The organism is Kerstersia gyiorum, from assembly GCF_004216755.1.
Classification (GTDB): Bacteria; Pseudomonadota; Gammaproteobacteria; order Burkholderiales; family Burkholderiaceae_B; genus Kerstersia; species Kerstersia gyiorum.
The window spans coordinates 494,449-515,530 of sequence record NZ_SGWZ01000001.1 but is presented as its reverse complement, the minus strand read 5'-3'; the positions used below and the strand labels follow the sequence as shown (position 1 = coordinate 515,530).

The window sequence follows — 21,082 nt, the reverse complement described above, 5'->3', positions numbered from 1 at the left end:
CGGTGTTCTTGTTGAATCCCAGCAGCCAGGCCACCGTCCGGTACCCAAACGACGGCGACTCCTCGATCATCGCTTTGATCGGTTCGACATACTTTGAATCGACCTTCGGCGCCGACTTCACCGGTCGGTCATCACCGTTCGACGCGGCACACCAAACCAGCGGCAGAGCTTCGACACCGACACCTCGAAACCCTCAGCAGCCAGGCCCTGCTGCACGCGAAGGATCATTTCCCTTCCTCGTCCAGCAGGGCTTGAAGCTTTTTTCGGGCACGCAGCTCCAGCATCGCTTCGCCGTACGCTTCCTGCAGATCCTTTAGCTGGCGCTCGTACTGTTCCTTGATATCCAAAGGATTGGCACGCAAGGCATTCTCCATGCCCCGTTTGGCATCATCGACCCATTGCTCGACTTCCGATGGCGACAGATCGTACTGTCGGCTCGCTTCTGAAACCGTCGTTTTGCCCTGGATGATGTCCAATACCAACGCGCTTTTACGCTTGGCCGTACAGCGTTTGATGTCTTCTTCCATCGTCTTGCTCATGTCTTCTTTCCTCGATTATGACCTGAGCAGGTTTTCACTGGGTCATTACATTGGCGCATATGCAAGCAAACCAGCAGACCCGCCTGGGCGCCGCCGCGATTACCACCAGCTATGGTGATGGCTTTCTGAAAGCCCTGACGGAGGCCGCGCCACACTATGGCGTTCAGCTGACCGGCGTGGAACGCTACAACCAGACAGATCCCAGCTTTACGGCCCAGGCCTTGAAACTCATAGCAGGCAAGCCAGACGCGATTTACATCTTCAGTGCGGGCACGCCTGGCGCCCTCCCTCAGCTGGAACTGGCGGCACGCAACTACCGCGGCCAGATTTACCAAACCCAGGGGGTCGCCAATGCTGACTTTCTGCGGGTTGGAGGCAAGATCCTGGAAGGAACGCTGTTAACAGCCGGGCCGGTTCTGGTTGCAGAGCAACTGCCAGACACCCATTCCAGCAAAGCCACAGCAGTCGATTACGTCAACCGCTATGAAGCCGCCCATGGCCCTGGGTCACGCTCTTTATTCGGCGCCAGCGCCTGGACCGCCATGCTGTGGCTGGATCACGCCGTGCCCCAGGCCTTGGCGCACGCGCAACCCGGTACACCCGCATTCCGTTCCGCCCTTCGTGACGCGCTCGAAACCATGCAAGGTGTCACCACGCCGGAAGGCAGCTACAGCATGTCGGCTGATGACCACAATGGCGCCGGTGATGACACACAGGTTCTGGTCCGCATCGGACACAATGCCTGGAGGCTGGCGGAATGACAACAACATTGCATCTGCCGTCGCCTGGCCTGATTCCCGCCATGACGCTTTCTGTCGATGTCGGTGAAGCGCAGGACGTCGGCTGGGTGAACTCCGCTCATGGCAGCGGGCGCAGACGTGTCGTGCCTATCCTGGGCGGCCATGCCCGTTGCGTCCACCCGAGCGGCCAGTGGCAGGCGCGGATTTTGCCTGCTGGCGCCGACTTTCAGTTGCTGAGGCAAGACGGCGTTGCCTGCCTGAATGCCCGCTATTTGCTGGAAACCGATGCGGGCGACCTGATTTATGTTGACAACACCGCCATTCGCCACGGCCCGCCAGATGTCATCGCCCGTTTGTTGGCGGGCGATGCCGTTGACCCCGCGCAGGTTTATTTTCGCTGCCAGCCACGCTTTGAAACGCAGCAAAACAGCCTGCGCTGGCTCAATGAGAGCCTGTTTCTAGGCAGCGGCACCCGCCAGCCAACAGACGTCTATCTAGAAATCTACGCCGTCACATGAAGGCAGCAATGCCTTCTTAACACCGCTCGCACCGTCCCGCAGACGGCACAGCCTGTTCTGGGCCTGACTCACCGCCCAAATAATGTATACATAACCTCCTAAAAACTCAGACAACAGGGCAAGCATTGATCCTCACCAGTTGATTTCAACTTATTGGAAATCTGCATTGCATCTCATCAAAAACGCCTTATACCCAGGAAAAAAATACTCAAAAACATCAAGATAAAGGTTTTCCCTAGCTCTCGCTTACCCTCGAATTCACACTCACCCCATTGTCATTCCCGACCCAGGATGAATACATTATGTATACAACATATCCAATACCCTTCCGGGAGACAAAACATGAGCGAACGCAAGCCGGCCTTTCCCCTTAATGCCTGGTATGCCGCCGCCTATGACGTGGAGATCACGCACGCGCTGCTGGCCCGCACCATCTGCAAGCAGGATATGGTGTTCTACCGCCGCACCGATGGCGTGGTCGCCGCGCTGGAAGATGCCTGTTGGCACCGGCTGCTGCCCTTGTCCATGGGGCGCCTGGAAGGCGATGAGCTGGTCTGCGGCTATCACGGCCTGGTGTTTAATTCGGCGGGCCGCTGCACCCATATGCCCAGCCAGGAAACACTGAACCCTTCGGCCTGTGTGCGCACTTTCCCAGTGGTGGAGCGCCACCGTTTTGTTTGGGTATGGCCCGGTGATCCGGCCAAGGCCGACCCTGCGCTGATTCCCGACCTGCATTGGAACCACCACCCTGAATGGGCTGGCGACGGCAAGCGCATTTCGGTGAAGTGCGATTACCGCCTGGTGATCGACAACCTGATGGATCTGACGCACGAAACCTTTGTGCATGGCTCCAGCATCGGCAACCGCGCCGTCGCGGAAGCGCCCTTTGTCGCCACCCACGGCGACCGCACTGCGACGGTGACGCGCTGGATGGAAAACATCGAAGCGCCGCCGTTCTGGGCCGGGCAAATCAAGCAGGCGCGCGGCTACACCGGCCCGGTGGACCGCTGGCAGATCATCCGCTTCGAAGCGCCCTGTACGGTCACCATTGATGTGGGCGTTGCCGAGACTGGCACCGGCGCCATTCCGCCTGGCGGCAATGCCGGCGACCCGAATGCCGGTGACCGCAGCTGCGGCGTCAATGGCTTCGTGCTCAATACCATTACGCCGGAAACGGATGGCACCTGCCATTACTTCTGGGCCATCACGCGCAATTACCTGACGGACGAACAGCGCCTGACACACCAGATGCGCGAAGGGGTTTCTTCGATTTTCCGTGAGGATGAAGTGGTGCTCGAAGCCCAGCAGCGCGCCATCGACGCCCGCCCCGGCCACAAGTTCTACAACCTGAATATCGACGCCGGTTCCATGTGGGCGCGGCGCCTGATCGACGGTTTGGTCGAGCAGGAAGCCACGGGCAGCAAACGCGCCAGCGTGGTCCCCATCCGCCAGGTGGCGTGAACACCACATGCGCACGGGTATCGTGAGGCAGGACGCGCAGGCAAAATAGCTGCGCCATCCCATGGAATTGCCACGTCCAGGCGGTTACCCTGCTGACCGGCTTACCTTACACCGCAGGAATGAAACATGCCCACCGCTCTCCGCAACCCTGGCGACAACACTGCCGCCAGCACTTCGCAAACCGTCAAGGCGCAGCGCCAGATCCGGGAACTGATCCTGGCCGGCACCCTGCCCGGCGGCAGTCGTATCGCCGAACTGACCATTGTGGAAAAGCTTGGCATTTCCCGCACGCCCATCCGCGCCGCGCTGATGCGCCTGGAACAAGAAGGCCTGCTGGAAACGCTGCCCAGCGGCGGCTACGCGGTCAAGATTTTCTCTGAACGCGATGTGACCGATGCCATCGAACTGCGCGGCATGCTCGAAGGCCTGCTGGCACGCCTGGCGGCCGAGCGCGGCGTATCCGGCACCTTGCTGCAGGAAGCGCGCCGCTGCCTGGTGCATATCGACGAATGGCTGCGTGCGCCTACGCTGAGTGACGATACCTTCTCTCAGTACGTGGTCATGAACGAACGCTTCCACGCCCTGCTGCATGAAATGGCCGACAGCCCAACCATCGTGCGGCAACTGGAGCGAGTCATCAGCCTGCCGTTTGCCTCGCCGTCCGGATTTGTCATCGCCGAGGCCGAATCGCCCAATGCCCGCGACCTGCTGGCTGTCGCCCAGTACCAGCACTGGCGGGTACTGGACGCCATCGAGGCACGCGAAGGCGCTCGCGCGGAAATCATCATGCGTGAACACTCCCGCATCGCCCAGCACAATTTCCAGCGCGTGCTGCACAACCCCGACGCCGTGCCGGCGCTGTCTCCACAAACCATAGGCGTACCCCTGATACGCCGCAAGACCTGATTTTCCGTCCTGGCAGGAAGCCCACCATGAAAACCCATGACAGCACGCCCATCCCCGCCGTCGTCGCCGGCATTGCAGACCTGACGCCCACGATCCGCGAATTCCTGATCCAGCCTCAGGACGGCGCCGTCATCGAGCATGAACCGGGCGCTCACCTGCCCGTGCAGGCCATGGTGCCCAATGCCGATGGCCTGCTGCAACCGCAACTGCGGCACTATTCGCTGGTCGGCGAACCCGACGCCGCTGGCTACCGCATCGCCGTCAAGCGGCAGGATGACGGCCGTGGCGGTTCGCTGTCCATGTGGCGCCTGGAAACAGGCGACAGGCTGTCCGTTTTCTCTCCTGCCAATCACTTCCCACTGGATCTCAATGCAGGCAGTTACCTGCTGGCCGCAGGCGGCATAGGCATTACACCGCTGGTCTTCATGGCGCAACGGCTGCAAGCGCGCGGCGCCAGCCTGCAGATGATTTACAGCGCCCGCTCGGCCCAGGAGCTGGCCTATGCCCAGCTCTTGCGCGGGCAGCTGGGTGATGCGCTGCAACTGCATGACGGCAGCAGTGCGGCCCTGCCTGACTACGCCGCCGCCATTCGCCAACTGCCCGCCGATGGCCTGATGTACACCTGTGGCCCCGCCCCCATGCTGGAAGCGCTCAAACGCTGCTGGGCGGAAAGCGGCCGCCCGCTGGCGAATCTGCGTTTCGAAACCTTCGGCAGCAGCGGCAGCCACCCGGCCCAGGCATTCACCGTGCGGATCCCGCGCCACGATATGGAAGTGACCGTCCCGGTGGGCGCCAGTCTGCTGGACACACTGGAAGCCGCAGGCGTTGCCACGATTTCCGACTGCCGCCGGGGCGAATGCGGCCTGTGCGCCATGGATGTCCTGGGGGTGGAGGGTGTCATCGACCACCGCGACGTCTTCCTGTCTGAAGAAGAAAAGCATAGCAACGCCCGCCTGTGCGCCTGTGTTTCACGCGTGGTGGGTAGTATCTCGCTGGATACGGCCTATCGGGTCGACACTTTGCCGATGCCAGCCTAGCTCACACCTAATATGAAATATATTCATAATTATTGGATATAAATTCAATTTGAAACCAGCGTAAGAACTGGTGTTATCCCTACATATTTAGGACAATTACAATCCTTGTCTGACTCACCTGCTGTTCCGCCGGAGACTTCCTAACATGAAAAAACGTCAATTTCTGGGTGCCATCCTGGGTGCTGCCGCCTTCGCCGGCATCGTTCCTTCCGCCATGGCGCAGGAAAAGCCTTTCAAAGTGGGCCTGTTGCTGCCCATGACGGGCCAGTTCGCCACCACGGGCCGCCAGCTCGAAGCGGCCGCCAAACTGTACGTTCAGGAACATGGCGATGTCGTCGCCGGCCGCAAGGTCGAACTGATCGTCAAGGACGACACCGGCGTGCCGGATATCTCGCGCCGCCAGGCCCAGGAGTTGCTGGTCAAGGACAAGGTAGACGTTCTGGCCGGTTTCGGCCTGACGCCGCTGGCGCTGGCCGCCGCCCCGCTGGCGACGCAATCCAAAACACCTGAAGTCGTCATGGCGGCAGGCACTGCCAGCATTACCGAAGCATCGCCCTACATCGTGCGCACCAGCGTCACCCTGCCGCAAGGCGCAGCCACCATGGCCAAGTGGGCCCCGGAAAACGGCATCAAGAAAGTCGTGACACTGGTCAGCGACTACGGCCCCGGTATCGACGCCGAACAGTCCTTCATCGAAGAATTCAAGAGCAAGGGCGGTGAAGTCGTCGAAACCCTGCGCGTGCCGCTGCGCAATCCGGACTTCTCTCCCTTCCTGCAGAAAGTGCGTGACATCCAGCCCGATGCCGTCTTCGTCTTCGTGCCCTCTGGCGCTGGCGCAGCCCTGGTCAAGCAGTTCGTGGAACGCGGCATGGACAAGGCCGGCATCCGCCTGATCGGCACCGGCGACCTGACCGACGACGACCTGCTCAACGGCATGGGCGACGACGCGCTGGGCATCATCACCGCCTATCACTACTCAGCCGCGCACCCGTCGGAAGCCAACAAACAATTCGTGGACGCCTTCAAGAAGGCCAACAACGGCATGCGCCCCAACTTCATGGCCATTGGCGCCTATGACGGCATGCACGTGATCTACGAAGCCATCAAGGCCACCGACGGCAAGGGCGACGGCCCGGCGCTGCTGGCCGCCATGAAAGGCCTGAGCTATGAAAGCCCACGCGGTCCGGTCACCATCGACCCGGAAACGCGTGACATCATTCAGAACATCTACCTGCGTGAAGTGAAGCGCGACCCGGCCGATGGCGAACTCTACAATATCGAATTCGACGTGGCCGAAGCCGTGAAGGATCCGTACAAGGAAGCCAAGAAGAACAAGTAATCCGCGTTCAGCGGCGGCCGGGCCTTGCCGTCCGCCGCTGCCCGCCAGGCGCGCGCCCCACGGCGCCGCCCGCCCTTTCCGCTTCTCTCCGCTACGCCCCGCCCCCTATGCTGACCATACTTTTCGACGGCATCGCCTACGGCATGCTGCTCTTCGTATTGGCTGTTGGCCTGGCAGTCACCATGGGCCTGATGAATTTCATCAACCTGGCCCATGGCGCCTTCGCCATGGTTGGCGGCTATGTCACCGTGATCCTGATGCAGCGTCACGGCATTCCCTTCCTCGTCTGTCTGCCGGTGGCCTTCATTGTGGCCGCCACCCTGGGCGCCCTGCTTGAGCGAACGCTCTACCGCCATATGTATGGCCGCCCCCACCTGGACCAGGTGCTGTTTTCCATCGGCCTGACCTTCATGGCGATTGCCGCCGCCGACTACTACATGGGCTCGTCCCAGCAGCTCGTCCAGATGCCGGACTGGCTGCGCGGCCGCACCGAAGTCGCCATCGGCCCCTGGACACTGGGCATGGGGTACTACCGTATCTTCATCATCGCGGTCTGCGCCGCGCTGACGCTGGTCCTGCAGTATCTGCTGTCCCGCACCCGTTTCGGCAGCCGCCTGCGCGCCGCCGTGGACGATCAGCGTGTCGCGGCCGGCATGGGCATCAATGTCAACCGTGTCTTTCTGCTGACCTTTGCCGCAGGCTCCGGGCTGGCCGGGCTGGGCGGCGCCATGGGGGCTGACCTCATGGGCCTGGATCCCAGCTTTCCGCTCAAGTTCATGGTGTATTTCCTGATCGTGGTCGCCGTCGGCGGCACCGCTTCCATCACCGGGCCCTTGCTGGCCGCACTGCTGCTGGGGATTGCTGACATCGCCGGCAAATACTACATCCCGCAACTGGGCGGTTTCATTGTCTATGGCGTCATGATCGTCATCCTGATCTGGCGCCCCCAGGGCCTGTTTGCCCGCAAAGGAGGCCGAAAAGCATGAACTCCTCCACTTCTCTTTCCCCCGCGCTGGCCCTGCGCCGCCAGGGTGCCTGGCGTCTCTGGGAAGCGCCATTCTGGCTGGCGGTATTCCTGCTGCCATGGCTGGCCAGCGACTATGCCATGCTCATCAATGAGATCGCCATCGTTGCGCTGTTCGCGCTCTCGCTGGACCTGATCCTGGGCTATGCCGGTATCGTCTCGCTGGGCCACGCCGCCTTCTTTGGCATGGGTGCCTATAGCGCTGGCCTGTTCGCCCTGCATGTGTCCCCGGATCCGCTGCTGGGCCTGGCCTTCGGCACAGTTTGCGCCTTGCTGCTGGGCCTGCTGTTCAGCCCGTCCATCATGCGCGGCACCGACCTCAGCCGCCTGATGGTCACCATCGGCGTCACACTGATCCTGTACGAACTGGCCAACCAGATGGCCTGGCTGACGGGCGGCGCGGATGGCCTGCAAGGCATCTTCATGGGGCCTTTGTTCGGCGCCATTGAATTCGACTTCTACGGCCAGACCGCCGCCTGGTATTCCATCACCGTCCTGCTATTGATGCTGGCCTTCATGCGCGTGCTGGTGAATTCGCCCTTTGGCGCCACCCTGCAAGCCGTGCGCGACAACCCCTTGCGTGCCTCTGCCATCGGCATTCCCGTGGCAGCGCGCCTGGCAGTGGCCTATACCCTCTCGGCTGGCATGGCGGGCATGGCGGGTTCGCTGCTGGCGCAAACCAATGCCTTTGTTTCGCTGGATGTATTCGACTTCGCGCGTTCGGCCGACGTCGTCCTGATTCTGGTGATAGGCGGCGCGGGCTGGCTCTACGGCGGTATTTTCGGCGCCATCGTCTTCAAGCTGATGCACGATGTGCTCTCGGCCATTACGCCGCAGTACTGGATGTTCTGGCTGGGCCTGTTCCTGGTGCTCCTGACGCTGGTAGGCCGTGACCGCCTGCTGCGCCCCTGGACCTTGCTGCGCCGCCCTGGCAAGCGCGCCAGCGCCTCGAACGCTGCGGGAGAAACGCCATGAGCCATACCACTCCGGACACCGCCCCCGTCGTCTTGCAGGCCGAAGGCCTGGCCAAGAAATTCGGCGGCATCGTTGCCACCAACAACGTCTCGCTGGCCCTGCGCCGCGGCGCCCGCCATGCACTCATCGGCCCCAACGGCGCGGGCAAGACCACACTCATCAACCTGCTGACGGGTGTGCTGACGCCCACCAGCGGCCGTATCCTGCTGGAAGGCGAAGATATCTCCCGCTTGCAGCCCTACAAGCGCGTGCAGCGCGGTCTGGTGCGCACCTTCCAGATCAATCAGCTGTTCGACCAGTTCACACCGCTGCAAACACTGGCGATGACCCTGAGCCAGCACCGTGGCCTGGGTGCGCGCCTGTTCGGCAAACTGGGACGCGACCCCGGCATCGCGGAACGCTGCGAAGAACTGCTGCAACGCTTCCACCTGAGCAGCGTGATGCACCAAAGCACGCGCACCCTACCCTACGGCAAGCGCCGCCTGCTGGAAATTGCCATCGCGCTGGCCTGCGAACCGCGCGTGCTGCTGCTCGACGAACCCGTGGCAGGGGTGCCAGCGGGCGAACGCGAAGAGCTGTTGCGCACGGTGGCGGAACTGCCCGAGGACGTTTCCGTCCTGCTGATCGAACACGACATGGATCTGGTGTTCAGTTTTGCCAAGCGCATGACGGTACTGGTCAACGGCACCGTTCTCACCGAAGGCTCGCCCGAGGAAATCGCCAACGACCCCGAAGTCAAAGCGGTCTATCTCGGCCATGGAGATGAAGCACATGCCTGAATTACTGCAAGTCGAAAACCTGAGCGCAGGCTACGGCGAAGCCATCATCCTGCAGAACCTGAGCTTCACGCTGGCTGAAGGCCATACCCTGGCCTTGCTGGGGCGTAACGGCACGGGCAAAACCACGCTGATCAGCACCCTGGTCGGCGCGACCCGCCGCCATGCCGGCAGCATTACGCTGGCTGGCGTGCCCGTACACAACCGGCCCTCGCACGAACGGGCGGCGGCCGGGATAGGCTGGGTGCCGCAGGAACGCAACATTTTCAAATCGCTGACGGTGCACGAAAACCTGACAGCCGTGGCACGCCCCGGCAAGTGGACGCCGGAACGCATCTACGCCATGTTCCCCAGGCTGGCCGAACGCAAGGAAAGCATGGGCACGCAGCTCTCCGGCGGCGAACAGCAAATGCTGGCCGTCGGGCGGGCACTGGCGCTCAACCCGCGCCTGCTGTTGCTGGACGAACCCCTGGAAGGCTTGGCGCCCATCATCGTCGAGGAACTGCTCAAGGCCATCCGCCGCATCACCCGCGAAGAAGGCCTGAGCGCCATCATCGTGGAACAGCACCCGCAGGCGATCCTGGCGATTTCCGACGACGCCATCGTGCTGGACCGCGGCAGCATCGTGCATCGCGGCGCGGCGCAGGCGTTGAAGGACGATGCGGAACTGCTGGATTCCCTGCTGGGCGTGGCACGTTAGGCCGCCCACAACCCTCCTGGCCATGGGCTGCCCCCCGACCGGCATGGCCAGGGACATGCCCTATGCACCGGCATAGGCCCCGGCGCCTGTTCCCGGATACGGCTGCCAGCACCCCGGAAGGAACCCGCGCCGTCAAGGATGCCGCAAGCCAAAAGGAGTTCTCCTACACGATAGATCCTGCTGCCTGATCATCTCCCTCGCGTAAGGACGAGAGTACGAAAACGGCGCCAGCAGGCGCCGTTTTTTTTTTGCGCTGGACATGCTCCACCGACCGCAAATACCGCTTGCGGGCATATGCGCCAGCACCAGGCCGTAGCATGCCTGCCTGTTCCACCATGTAAGAACCTCTTCTTGACCAGCCCAGATCAAATACCGATAATCACTCTTATTCTCGATATTCATGCGTGCGGATGGTATAGATTTGCAAGAACGCACCCGGCAAGGATAAGCACCATGCCTGGCCAACGTGACAGCAGATTGCCTGATTGCCTACAGCAGCTTATCTGCCGCCATCATCCCCCGCCGTTTTCCTACGTCTTAGTGTTCCTTATCGCGCGAACTTTCCACCGTGGCCCATACAAGCTGGTTCGGCATAGAACTGTCTTATCTTTACGGCACCCTGCTCGACGGTATCGTCCGGCAGACACGCTGTAGCCATCGCGCGCGCGATATCCTGCACGACGCGCTGGTGCGCTATGCCACGGCCGCTTCCGCCAGCCACATCGAAACCCCGCACCTGTACTTGCGCCGCATTGTCGGCTCGGCGCTGGCCGACCATTACCGCCTGGAGCGACGCTATATTGCGCTGCCGGAAGAGGACGGCGACACTGCACTGATCCGGCAGGGCGAAACCAGGGTGCCGTCGCCCGAGGAAATCGCCGACATGCGGCAACGCCTGGCCCAGCTTCAGGCCGTGCTGGAAGCGTTGCCGCCCAAGTGCCGCGAGGTGTTCTGGCTGCTGCGCATCGAGGGCATGAGCCATGAGGAAATTGCCACGCGCCTGGGCATCAGCCGCAAGACCGTGGAAGGCCATGTGGCGCGCGCCTTGGTGCGGCTGGTTGCGCTGCGGCGCCATATCGGAACGGATCTGGGATGAAGACACCGCTGGAACAGGCCGCGCAGTGGTTCATGCGCCTGCAGCAGTCGCCCGACGACGACTCGCTGCAAGCCCGCTTCGAGCGCTGGATATGGCAGGACCCGGCGCACGCCACCGCCTATCGCGAGGTCTGTCACGCCTGGGATGCCTTTGATTCCGACCAGGCGCTGGGCCGTCTGGCCAGCGCCGCCACGCGCGCCAGCACGAATCAGGCGCAGCGCCGCAGAACGCTCAAGCATCTTTCCATCGGGGCGGTGTCCATCCTGGCAGTCGGCGGGCTGGCATGGCAGCGCCAGCGGCCGGATTGGCACGGCCAATGGCAAACGGCCCAGGCTGCCCCGCTATTAGGGCAGGCATTGCCGGACGGCTCAGTATTCGACCTCGGCCCGGACGCCAGCCTGCAAGCCAGCTTCCGGCCTGACCTGCGTTCGGCCGAGCTGCCGCAAGGCGCGCTCATTCTTGCGGCGGCGGCAGACGGGCAACGCCCCTGGCGGCTGCGCAGCCGGAATGTGGACATACAGCTGCAAGATGGCCGCATCGCCATCGACCGCTGGCGCCCGGAACAGATCCGCATCAGCCTGGAACACGGCCAGGCGACTGCCACCCTGAACGAGCCACGCTGGCTGGGCCTGGGCCGCATCGAACGGGGCCAATGGCCCTTGCGCGCCGGACAGGTGCTGGATATTCAAGCAGGACAGGCGCGCTATCTGGATATTCCGGCTGCGGACGCCTATGCCTGGCGTGTAGGCGTGCTGGTGTTCTCGAACGCCAGCCTGGAAGAAATTGCTGCGCAGCTTTCGCGCTATGCCGCCCTGCCCGTCCGCGCGCCACTGGGCAATGGCACCAGCCCGCGCCAGCCGCGCATCGCCGCGTCGGTGCGCCTAACGGATATTCCCCAGTTCCTCGCCAGCCTCCCCACGCTGGGCAACATCCGCGTACGCTCCCTGCCCGACCACATTGAACTGCTGCCGGTCTAGCCCCGGCTCCCGCTGTTTCCGCCCTGTTCCCCCTGTTTTCCCCCATGCAGCCATGAGTGGCCTGCTGCGCTGCCGCCTGCCCGAAGCAGCAGCAGCAGTGCTCCGTGCAAGCAGCCGCCGCCCCGCAAAATTTACATATTGTTTCAAATCCAAACAAGGGTATTTCTCGTCCCCAACCGTCTTTACGGGCATTGCCGGCATGCATGGGCTTGCTGGCTCTCCCGTGGAGTTTTCATGCGTTCCCTTCTGATTCCGCTCGCACTCCCTCTGGCTGTCAGCCTGGCGTCACTGGCGCCGGTAATGATGGCCGAGGCAGCGGACGCGACCGCCAGCGCACGCCTGGTAGATTTCGACGTCCCGGCCCAGACACTGGACCTGGCGCTCAAGGCCGCGGCCGCCCAGGCAGGCCTTTCCGTCGCAGCGGATCAGTCCTTGCTCGGCGGCCGCCGTTCCGCCCCGCTACACGGCAGCTATTCCGTCCAGCAAGGCTTCGAACGCCTGCTGGCAGGCACCGGATTACGGGTGACGGTCAGCGCCAACCTGGTCGCCATTACCGCACCCCCGGCATCCGCCAAGCCCGCCACGGAACTCGCCCCCGTGCTCGTGACCGGCAATATCAACGCACGCGCCGACATCTTCACCACACCAGAAATGCTGGCCAGGGTCACGACAGAAGATCTACGCCGCCTGCCGCCACGCAACACCAGCGACGTTCTGGCCAATGTCTCCGGGGTTTTCACCAGCCAGGGGCGCAGCGATCCGGGCGTCTCCGTCAATATCTGGGGCATGCAGGACTTCGGCCGGGTGAACGTCATGGTGGACGGCACGCGCCAGAATTTCCAGAAAAGCGGGCATGGCAGCAACGGCCAGGTCTATCTCGACCCGGCACTGCTCTCAAGCGTGGATATCGAAAAAGGCCCGACCTCCACCGTGGGCGGCGCCGGCATGATCGCCGGCATCGTGAACTTCCGGACATTGCAGATCGACGATGTGCTGCTGCCTGAACAAACCGTAGGTGGACGGGTTCAGGGCAGTACCGGCACGAATGCCACACATTTTCTGGGCCACGCCGCCATCGGCCTGCGCATGGGAGAGGAAACCGATTTCCTGGCTGCCGTGAGCCGCCGCCACCTGGGCGAATTTCGCCTGGGCCGAAAGGGTGGGATCGACCATTATGAAGGCTCGAACAACCAGAACGCCATCGAAACACCCCTGGGTGAACCGGCACGTGCCACGAACCAGGACATATGGTCCGGCCTGGCCAAGCTGGGTTGGCGCCCATCCATCGACCACCGGCTGCAATTGAGCTACGTAGGCTACGACACCAAGTTCACCAATGGCGACCGCCTGGCTGTCAGCGGCGCGGCGCAATATTCGGTGCGGGTCGATACGATCAAGCTGGAATACGACTACCAGCCTGCCAACCCATGGATATCCATCGAGTCTTCGCTGTACTACACCAATACGAGACGCCACGAAGAACGCATTGCCAACGAAGCCAGGCCAGCCGATAGCTTCGCCCTGGATTTCGAAACCAATACCCTGGGCGGAACCCTGCAGAACACGGCAGTCGTCGAACTAGGCAAATGGCAGCTGACCTCGCGTACCGGCGGCGAGTTCTTCCACGACTGGACTTCCCCCAAGTACAACGACCACGTCAGCGACAATTCCTCGCGCGACCCAGCCTGGTACGAAGGCTCCACACCCAAAGGCAAACGTACCGTGGCCAGCGCTTTCCAGTCCCTGACCTTCGACTACGACGAATGGCTGCGCATTGCCGCTGGCTTGCGCTACGACCATTTCTGGCTCAAGGGCAACGGCCAGATGTTCATGGGCATGGTGCCCAACGAGATGGGCGTGCGGCCGTCGTCTACCGCGCTCTACACCCGGTTTGAAGTGGATCGCTCCGCCTATGGGGTTGCGCCCACGCTGTCGCTGGCCGTCAAACCCGCGCCCTGGGCGCAGCTCTTCGTCAATTATGGCGAAGGCCTGCGGCCACCCGCCATCACCGAAACCATGATGTACGGCATGCACGTCTACAACATGTTTCCCTATTACCCCAGCCCGGGCCTGAAGGAAGAGCGCGCCCGCACCTGGCAGTTTGGCACCAACCTGAACTTCACCCCCGGCCTGCGCCCCAACGACGCGCTGCGCGTGAAGGCGGCCTGGTTCGAAAATCGCGTGCGGAACTACATCGTGATGGGAGCCATCATGTCTCCCATCGCCACCGCCGACTGCGGCGGGATGCTCTGCCCATCGGCCTACGTCAACCTGAACCAACCTGCCCATTTCCGCGGTCTGGATATGCAGGTCGATTACGACAGCGACGACTTCTTCGCCAACCTGAACGTGACGCGCGTGATCTCCAAGCTGGACACGGCAGACTACAACCCTTTCCCGCTGGGCAGCTGGACGGGCTACCCGCCGACATCCATGGGTAGCAGTGGCGGTGCCGGCAGCACGCTCGTAGACATGTTCTATTTCGGCCCGCCCAGCCTGAAGATCGGCCTTTCAGGCGGCGTGCGCCTGTTCGACCGACGCCTGGAACTCGGCGCACGCTGGCGCCTGGAACGCCCCTGGAAAGAAGACACGCAATCCGTTTGGGCCAATCAGACCGTGCGCACGCTGGATCTGTGGGCCGGTCTGCAGGCCACCCGCCAACTGCACCTGGGCCTGGCCGTCGATAACGTGCTCGACCGCAATTATGTGGAAATCACCGGCTCGGGTACCGGCCTGAGCTTTGCGCCCGGACGCACGATCCTGGGCACCCTGACCTATCAGTTCTAGACCATTTGCCAATCATCCCCAACGACTAATTCACCGTCACCCATTCCCCCGACGCCACCGGCACCGCTTCTTGCCCTGACATGCCCAACCACAAGGCCCCCGTGATGAACCCTTCGCCGCTACGCACTTTTACCCTGCCCCTGCGCCCCCTGACGCTTGCCGTCATGCTGGCCGCTGCGCTACCCGCCCAGGCGCAATGGGCCAATCAGGAAGGGCTGGACGCCAAGGTTCTGCATCGCTTTGAAAAGTTCTCGCAGGACGGCAACCTTCAGGGCGTCAACCCGGCCATGGCCCCCATCGCCCACAAAACCGACAACGGCATCCTGCTGCAAGGAAGCACATGGACCGGACGCCCCGCCCAGGATCCCGCCGCATTCGGTATGGATGCAGGCGGCTTGAGCTACCTGCTGACCCTTGATGCGGACGGCAAGCCCGCCGCCTATCAGCAAGCGCCTATCCCGGCCGCCACCGGCATGGTGCATTCCGACCTGTTGGATATAGGCGCAGGCAAAGTGCTCGCTTCCGCATCGCACTATGTCATGACCCCGACATTCGCCCAGATCAACCGCCTGGTCGTCATCCAGGATGGCAAAACTGAGATCCTGGCACCCGCCAACACCGACTTCGACGGCCCCTTGGGAGGAGTAGGACAACATGCCATCGACGATGACGGCAATACCTACTACGGCACGACCAGCCTCTCTCCCACACTCGTCAAACGTGCAGCAGATGGTACTTTCAGCACGATCGTCGACTTCCTGCAGTATCAATCCGGCAAGGCGCTGCTCAAAGGCGGCTACTCCACAGTCTTGCTCTGGAGCAAGCAGGATGACCATCTGTACATCGCGTCGCGCATGCCCGTGTACGAACCCAACAAAACCGGCGATTATCCTGGTGTGGACACAGCCGCCACCGTCTATGGCGCACTGTCCCGGATTCCTGGCCGCGCGCTGCGCGCCGGCAAAGTCACAGCAGACGATATCGAGGTGCTGCACTATTTCACGGAAGGCAACATCGCCAACAATACCCGTGAAAACGTCAATGTCATGATCGAAGACGGCACCTGGCTCTACGGCGGCGGCGCTGCCGGCATGTGGCGTTTCAATCGTGCCGACATCGAAGGTGGCGTGGCGTTCCTGCCCTTCTCGCCGGACCTCAGCGCGGTTCACACTGCCGACGCCCCCAACCTGGCGGGCGGCCCGGCTGGCGCGATACAAGGCCCCATCGCCCTGGGCCTGGACGGCAATATCTACGGCACATCGACTCAGGATGCGTCCATCACTGCCGCCAACAGCCGCGGTGTCATTCGCGCCAACGGCCAGGGCGCGCTCTTCCGCCTTGTGCCCGGCCAAGCCCCGGACCGCTCCGATGACCGCATTGAAGCCGTCCGCTATTTCAACGACAGCGAGTTTGGCAGCGGTCTTTTTGGCGTGCGTGCCGGCCCGGTCGTCAACGGCAAGCACTGGCTGCTCGGCACGACCCGGACGGGCGGCAGCCTCAATCCGGAAAGCGATACCAGCGGCCTCATCTATGCCCTGGAAATCGACCTGCCGGACATCGCCTTTACCGAACCCCTGAAAGCGGACAAGAGCAGCTATACGACAGGCGAACGGCCAGTGCTGACCTGGGCCACCACCGGCGCCCAGAAATGCCTTGCCAGCGGCGGCTGGCAAGGCACCCAGCAAGCCTCTGGCAGAGCCCAGATGCCAGCCCTGGCCACCGCAGGCACCGTCATTTACTCCCTGACCTGCGAAGGCCTGGCTGGCAGCCAGCGCTCTGACGCCAGCATCACCGTCACACAAGGCGACACACCCGTCCAGCCCGTTGCGCCGACAGAGGTGCAGGATGTGGGTGGCGGCGCAACCTTGCCGGCAGGCCTGGCCGGACTGGCATTGCTGGCTCTGCTGCGCCGCAGGCCTGGCCGCCATGCCTGCCGTACGTGACACAGCCACCCCGGGCGATCACAGCTGCCTGCCGTTCTCCGGTGACTATTACCCGCCCACCAATACGCCCGGCCCGCCAGACGACACATCACGCTGGCGGGCTCCCCTGATCACGCGCCCCAACCCAGGCCTGAACCATGTCAATCCAATCTTCCGCCACGACAAAACTGTTAATCGGCACCTGCCTGCTGGGCAGCGCGGTCGGCCTGAGCACGCCCGTGCCGGCACAAGAGGCCACCGCTTTGCAGATGCAGCGCCTGGTCACCCTGTCAACGCGCAACTATACCGATGGCGAACAACTCGAAGGCGTAGCGGCGCTGGAAGCACTGCATAACTCGCCACCCTCTTCGAACCCACCCATTCTGGTGTCCGACGCCACCTATGGCAGCTATCTGTACTGGACAGGGATGGACAGCGTGATAGACCCCAACGATACCGAGTGGGATCAGCTCGCCTACAACTCCCGCACCCGCTTGGGCCCAGCGTTCCTGCGCGTGCCATCCACACCGGCAAAATTCCAGAAGTCCGTGATTTCCCAGGAAATCGTTGGCGCGCCCAGGGCCCAGATCGGCATGGGCACACAGGCGGTGTTGCGCCGCAATGGCGACCTGATCGCCGGCATCGCCAGATATAACGATCGTATCGGCGGTGAACGGTGGTCGCTGGAAAATCAGGCGCCCCGCCCGGGCCAGCGCACCGGCGTACCAGACAACTATGGCACCAGCCTGGTCACCACCGGCGCCCTGGTGCGAGCCGATGCCGACGGCACTCACGCCAGCATCATCGCCAGCACGCTGGACAAGCTGTATTTTCCCTATGGGCGCCTGGCGCAGGCTAGCGATGGCACGCTCTATGGCATGGACGAAGGCCCGGATGGCAACGGCCGCATATACAAACTGTCCGCGCGCGACGAACTAAGCACCCTCCACGCCTTCCCGCTGCGGCAAGCAGGGCGCGGCCAATTGCTCAATGACATCATCCTGGCTGCCGATGGCTGGCTCTATGGACTGATGGCATATAGCCGCGGAACCCCCGGCGCCCCCGGCGCCGATACGGCCGCCAACACGCCTACCGGCATCCTGTTCAAACTCGATCCTGCTCGACCTGATACCAGCTACACCGTCCTGCGCGAATTCACCCTTGCCGATGGCGAATTCAATACCGAGAACGCAGCCATCTGGCAGACCAGCAATACCGTCGATGGCACCTCCATCAGTTTCCTGCTGTCCGACACCGGCATGAACACGCTGACGCAAGGCCCTGACGGCCATCTCTATGGCACTTCGTCTGTCAGCGCCTGCAACATCTACACCACACCCTCACGGTGGCTGTTCCGGCCCGCCCTCCAGGCATACGAGAAAGTGACGATCCGCTATGTCACGCCCAGCCTGCTGTGCGGCCAGGTGCAGGGTTCCGCCTCCATGACGACAGGCGCCACGCCCTACACCACGAAATGGGAATATCCGGCGGACAGCAACCGATACGATGTCGGTTTCAACAGCAATGGCACCCTCTTTCGCATCGGCACGGACGGCAGCAATTTCCAGACCCTGCACCGTTTCGACGGCATCAACGGCGCCACGCCGCGCGGGCCGCTCGCCTTCATCGGCAATACGCTTTATGGCACCACGCTGTCCGGCGGCTCGCTGCACAACTTCTATTTCGGCAACCCCTATAAACCCATACCGCTGGGTTGGACGCGCAACAACCTGAGCGCGGACAAAACAGAGAGCGACTACGCCTTCCAGGTCAGCGATGGCGTGCTGTACGCGCTGGACATGGACAAATGGCGCAGCGACCCGGATAGCGCCTTCAGCGTGCGTCATGAGTTTTCCGAACGCACAACAGGAAAATCACCCACTGGCGTCACGCTGGGGCAAGACGGCGCCTTGTATGGGTCCACGCGGCATGGCGGCGCGGAGCGCTGGTTCGACCGCGTGCAGGGCGGCGTCATGGAATACGACTATTCCAACTCCGGCACCATCTGGCGTTATGGTGCGGATCAGGGTGCCACGATCAACCTTGCCGTCTTTCCTGCTTCCATCAAGCGTGGCGAAACCGCCCGCATTACCTGGACTGCCTCTGGCGTCGTGCCAGGCTCCTGCACGGCCACGTCAAAAGCGCATGACTGGGACGGCCCACAGGCGGAAGACGGCAGTGTGGATGTCACCAAAGCCGCCAGCGGCGTCTATACCTACTCGCTCTCCTGCGTAAACAGCACCACCGGGACGCCCATCGGCTCCAACATCGCCACCTTGCGGGTCGATAGCGTCGCCAGCGAAACCGACGGCAACGCCATCAAGTACACCGGCGGTGGCGGCGCCCTGCCGTTCTGGCCGGCACTGGCCTTGCTGCTGTTGGCCGCAGGACGCCGCGCCCGCAAACCGTACTGACGCCCGGCAGGCACACCACCACACGGCCCTGCTTGAAGGCACAGCCGCCTGTTTTTTTTGCGGAAAAAACGGCGGCTTGTTTTCATACCCGCACTTTGGCTGGCACAGCGTCTTGCGGCTTATCCGCCACGGCCGCATCCAGCCCCAAACAACGCCGCATCAGCGCCGCCATATCACGCGCCTGGGAATCCGGCTGGGCCTCCAGCGCCGCAACCACGCCCAGCTGGTCTTCGCGTGATTTGTCCTGGTTGATCTTGAACTTGCCTTCCAGTTTGGTCACGGGGATACGCACGCCCATGATGGCGCGCAGACGCGGCACGATCATATCGGCGGGCATGACGTCGAAGCGCCAGTTGCCACCCAGCGGCGTGTCGTAGATCGCCACGGTTTCGCGCAGCAGTTCGTGTATGTCCTCGGGGTCTTCTATCAGTTCCGGCTGGCCGCGCGCATGGATGGCGGTGTAGTTCCAGGTCGGGAAAGTCATCTGGTTCACATACCAGCTCGGCGTCACGAAGGCATGCGGCCCCTGGAAGATGACCAGCGCTGGCGCACCGGCCAGCAGATCCTGGCTCTGCGGATTGGCCCGCGCCAAGTGGGTGGTCAGGATGCCCAGGCCTTCCGGCCCGCCTTCTTCCAGCAGGAACGGCAGGTGCGTGGCCTGCACGCCATTGGCGCCGGAGGTCACCAGGGTGGCAAAACTCCAGAGCCGCATGTGTTCATGCAGGACATCAAGATCATTTTCGACATACGCTTTCGGGGTATACATATCCGTCGTCTCCTGCCGCCGCTGATCCGCAGGCGTGCATGTCCCCGGCCCCGGCCCGGCGGGCAGGGGAAAGACAGCGCACGGCTACGGCCTCGCGGCCGCTTTGCTCATCTCATGCTTCGGCGTGCCTGCGCATCCAGTCGCAGCTTTCGTCAAAGGCCCGAACCGCCACATCCGCAATCTCGACCGCTTCCAGGAAGCTGTGCACAGTACCCGGGTAGACCCTGGCATCTACCTCGACCCCGGCCTGTTCCAGGCATTCCGCCATCTCGATGCTGTCGTCGTAAAGCGGGTCGCATTCCGCAATGACCAGCAACGCCGGCGGCAAGCCATCCAAGCGCGCCTTCACCAGGCACATGCGCGGGTCCTCGAAATCTTCCGGGCGCCCGAGGTAAGCCCGGTAGAACCAGGCCATCATGTGCAATGACAGGCCATATTCGCCCCCGCCATAGCGCACCATGGAATCGCGGTACATGCGCGTACTGAAACCGCCGTAATTGAGCAGCATGCCCCGTGGCAAGGGTTCGCCGGCATCGCGCAGGGCCACGCAGGTGCCCAGCGACAGGTTGCCGCCAGCCGAATCCCCGCCGATGAACAATCCTGCTGCGTCCACGTCCAGGTCATCTGCATGCTCGCGCAGCCAACGCATGACATCCGTGCATTCTTCCAGCGGCTGTGGAAAACGGGCCTCCGGCGCCAGCGAATAGTCCACGCCGACTACCACGATGCCGGCCCGCTGCGCATACTCGCGCATGACCCGGTCATGGGTATCCAGGCTGAACACCACGAAACCTCCACCATGGATATACATCAAGGCGCCCGGTAGCCGGCGCTGCGCCGGATAATGCACGCGGATGCGTACCGGACCATGCCGGGTCGGCACGTCGCGTTCCACCGTGCGCGCCATCTCCGGCCCGCCGGCCACCCATTGCGCCTTGACCCGTTCGCCGATGCGGCGCCCTTCTGCCAGGCTGACGCGGTCGCGCCGGGGGTACTGCGCCGCCACTTCCGCCGTCCGGCTCAGGAAGGTGGCTATCTGGGGGTCCACGGGCGCGAAATGCCCGGGGTAGACATCGTTGATATCCCTGTCGTTGCGACTCATGAG

Annotated in this window: 18 protein-coding genes; 15 read left to right on the top strand and 3 right to left on the bottom strand. The window is 62.8% G+C overall.

Going from position 1 to position 21,082, the window contains the following annotated elements; genetic code table 11:
- Window positions 1-224: 224 nt before the first annotated feature.
- Entirely contained in the window at window positions 225-539 is a 315-nt protein-coding gene (locus EV679_RS02345) for a DUF1153 domain-containing protein (RefSeq protein WP_068375548.1), read from the bottom strand.
- A 59-nt stretch (window positions 540-598) separates the two neighbouring features.
- On the opposite strand from EV679_RS02345, the gene EV679_RS02340 reads away from it, so the two are divergent.
- From EV679_RS02340 to EV679_RS02270, 15 genes are all read left to right on the top strand, one after another.
- Window positions 599-1,300 carry an ABC transporter substrate-binding protein gene (locus EV679_RS02340; RefSeq protein WP_068375459.1) on the top strand — a complete coding sequence of 234 codons (702 nt, stop codon included), beginning with the start codon at window positions 599-601 and terminating at the stop codon, window positions 1,298-1,300.
- Complete coding sequence (locus tag EV679_RS02335; RefSeq protein WP_130486432.1) at window positions 1,297-1,797, top strand: DUF3237 domain-containing protein; 501 nt, start codon at window positions 1,297-1,299, stop codon at window positions 1,795-1,797. Before EV679_RS02340 ends, EV679_RS02335 begins: the two co-directional genes overlap by 4 nt.
- A 342-nt stretch (window positions 1,798-2,139) precedes the next feature.
- On the top strand, window positions 2,140-3,258 hold the full coding sequence (locus EV679_RS02330) for an aromatic ring-hydroxylating dioxygenase subunit alpha (RefSeq protein WP_068375454.1): 1,119 nt from the start codon (window positions 2,140-2,142) through the stop codon (window positions 3,256-3,258).
- A 126-nt stretch (window positions 3,259-3,384) separates the two neighbouring features.
- The gene (locus EV679_RS02325) at window positions 3,385-4,164 is read left to right on the top strand and encodes a GntR family transcriptional regulator (protein WP_068375451.1); all 780 of its coding nucleotides are present in this window, start codon (window positions 3,385-3,387) and stop codon (window positions 4,162-4,164) included.
- Window positions 4,165-4,190: 26 nt separating this feature from the next.
- Window positions 4,191-5,201 (top strand): PDR/VanB family oxidoreductase, encoded by a 1,011-nt coding sequence (locus tag EV679_RS02320; protein ID WP_068375448.1) that lies wholly within the window; start codon window positions 4,191-4,193, stop codon window positions 5,199-5,201.
- Window positions 5,202-5,346: 145 nt separating this feature from the next.
- On the top strand, window positions 5,347-6,540 hold the full coding sequence (locus EV679_RS02315) for an ABC transporter substrate-binding protein (protein ID WP_130486431.1): 1,194 nt from the start codon (window positions 5,347-5,349) through the stop codon (window positions 6,538-6,540).
- Between the two features lie 107 nt (window positions 6,541-6,647).
- Window positions 6,648-7,526, top strand: coding sequence for a branched-chain amino acid ABC transporter permease (locus tag EV679_RS02310; RefSeq protein WP_130486430.1), 879 nt, complete (start codon window positions 6,648-6,650; stop codon window positions 7,524-7,526).
- The gene (locus EV679_RS02305) at window positions 7,523-8,539 is read left to right on the top strand and encodes a branched-chain amino acid ABC transporter permease (RefSeq protein WP_068375439.1); all 1,017 of its coding nucleotides are present in this window, start codon (window positions 7,523-7,525) and stop codon (window positions 8,537-8,539) included. Before EV679_RS02310 ends, EV679_RS02305 begins: the two co-directional genes overlap by 4 nt.
- Window positions 8,536-9,318 carry an ABC transporter ATP-binding protein gene (locus EV679_RS02300; protein ID WP_068375436.1) on the top strand — a complete coding sequence of 261 codons (783 nt, stop codon included), beginning with the start codon at window positions 8,536-8,538 and terminating at the stop codon, window positions 9,316-9,318. The genes EV679_RS02305 and EV679_RS02300 overlap by 4 nt, the downstream gene beginning before the upstream one ends.
- Window positions 9,311-10,015 (top strand): ABC transporter ATP-binding protein, encoded by a 705-nt coding sequence (locus EV679_RS02295; RefSeq protein WP_068375433.1) that lies wholly within the window; start codon window positions 9,311-9,313, stop codon window positions 10,013-10,015. Before EV679_RS02300 ends, EV679_RS02295 begins: the two co-directional genes overlap by 8 nt.
- Window positions 10,016-10,583: 568 nt before the next feature.
- On the top strand, window positions 10,584-11,111 hold the full coding sequence (locus EV679_RS02290; protein ID WP_068375431.1) for an RNA polymerase sigma factor: 528 nt from the start codon (window positions 10,584-10,586) through the stop codon (window positions 11,109-11,111).
- Window positions 11,108-12,088: a FecR family protein gene (locus tag EV679_RS02285; protein ID WP_130486429.1), complete on the top strand. Its 981-nt coding sequence runs from the start codon at window positions 11,108-11,110 to the stop codon at window positions 12,086-12,088. Before EV679_RS02290 ends, EV679_RS02285 begins: the two co-directional genes overlap by 4 nt.
- A gap of 234 nt (window positions 12,089-12,322) precedes the next feature.
- Entirely contained in the window at window positions 12,323-14,875 is a 2,553-nt protein-coding gene (locus EV679_RS02280; RefSeq protein ID WP_130486428.1) for a TonB-dependent receptor, read from the top strand.
- 101 nt (window positions 14,876-14,976) lie between these two features.
- Window positions 14,977-16,818 (top strand): hypothetical protein, encoded by a 1,842-nt coding sequence (locus EV679_RS02275; protein ID WP_151098404.1) that lies wholly within the window; start codon window positions 14,977-14,979, stop codon window positions 16,816-16,818.
- A 137-nt stretch (window positions 16,819-16,955) separates the two neighbouring features.
- On the top strand, window positions 16,956-19,211 hold the full coding sequence (locus EV679_RS02270; protein ID WP_130486427.1) for a choice-of-anchor tandem repeat GloVer-containing protein: 2,256 nt from the start codon (window positions 16,956-16,958) through the stop codon (window positions 19,209-19,211).
- An 82-nt stretch (window positions 19,212-19,293) separates the two neighbouring features.
- On the opposite strand, the gene EV679_RS02265 is transcribed toward EV679_RS02270, so the two are convergent.
- Window positions 19,294-19,977 carry an FMN-binding negative transcriptional regulator gene (locus EV679_RS02265; protein WP_127775355.1) on the bottom strand — a complete coding sequence of 228 codons (684 nt, stop codon included), beginning with the start codon at window positions 19,975-19,977 and terminating at the stop codon, window positions 19,294-19,296.
- A gap of 112 nt (window positions 19,978-20,089) precedes the next feature.
- Window positions 20,090-21,079 (bottom strand): alpha/beta hydrolase fold domain-containing protein, encoded by a 990-nt coding sequence (locus EV679_RS02260; RefSeq protein ID WP_130486426.1) that lies wholly within the window; start codon window positions 21,077-21,079, stop codon window positions 20,090-20,092.
- Between the last annotated feature and the right edge of the window lie 3 nt (window positions 21,080-21,082).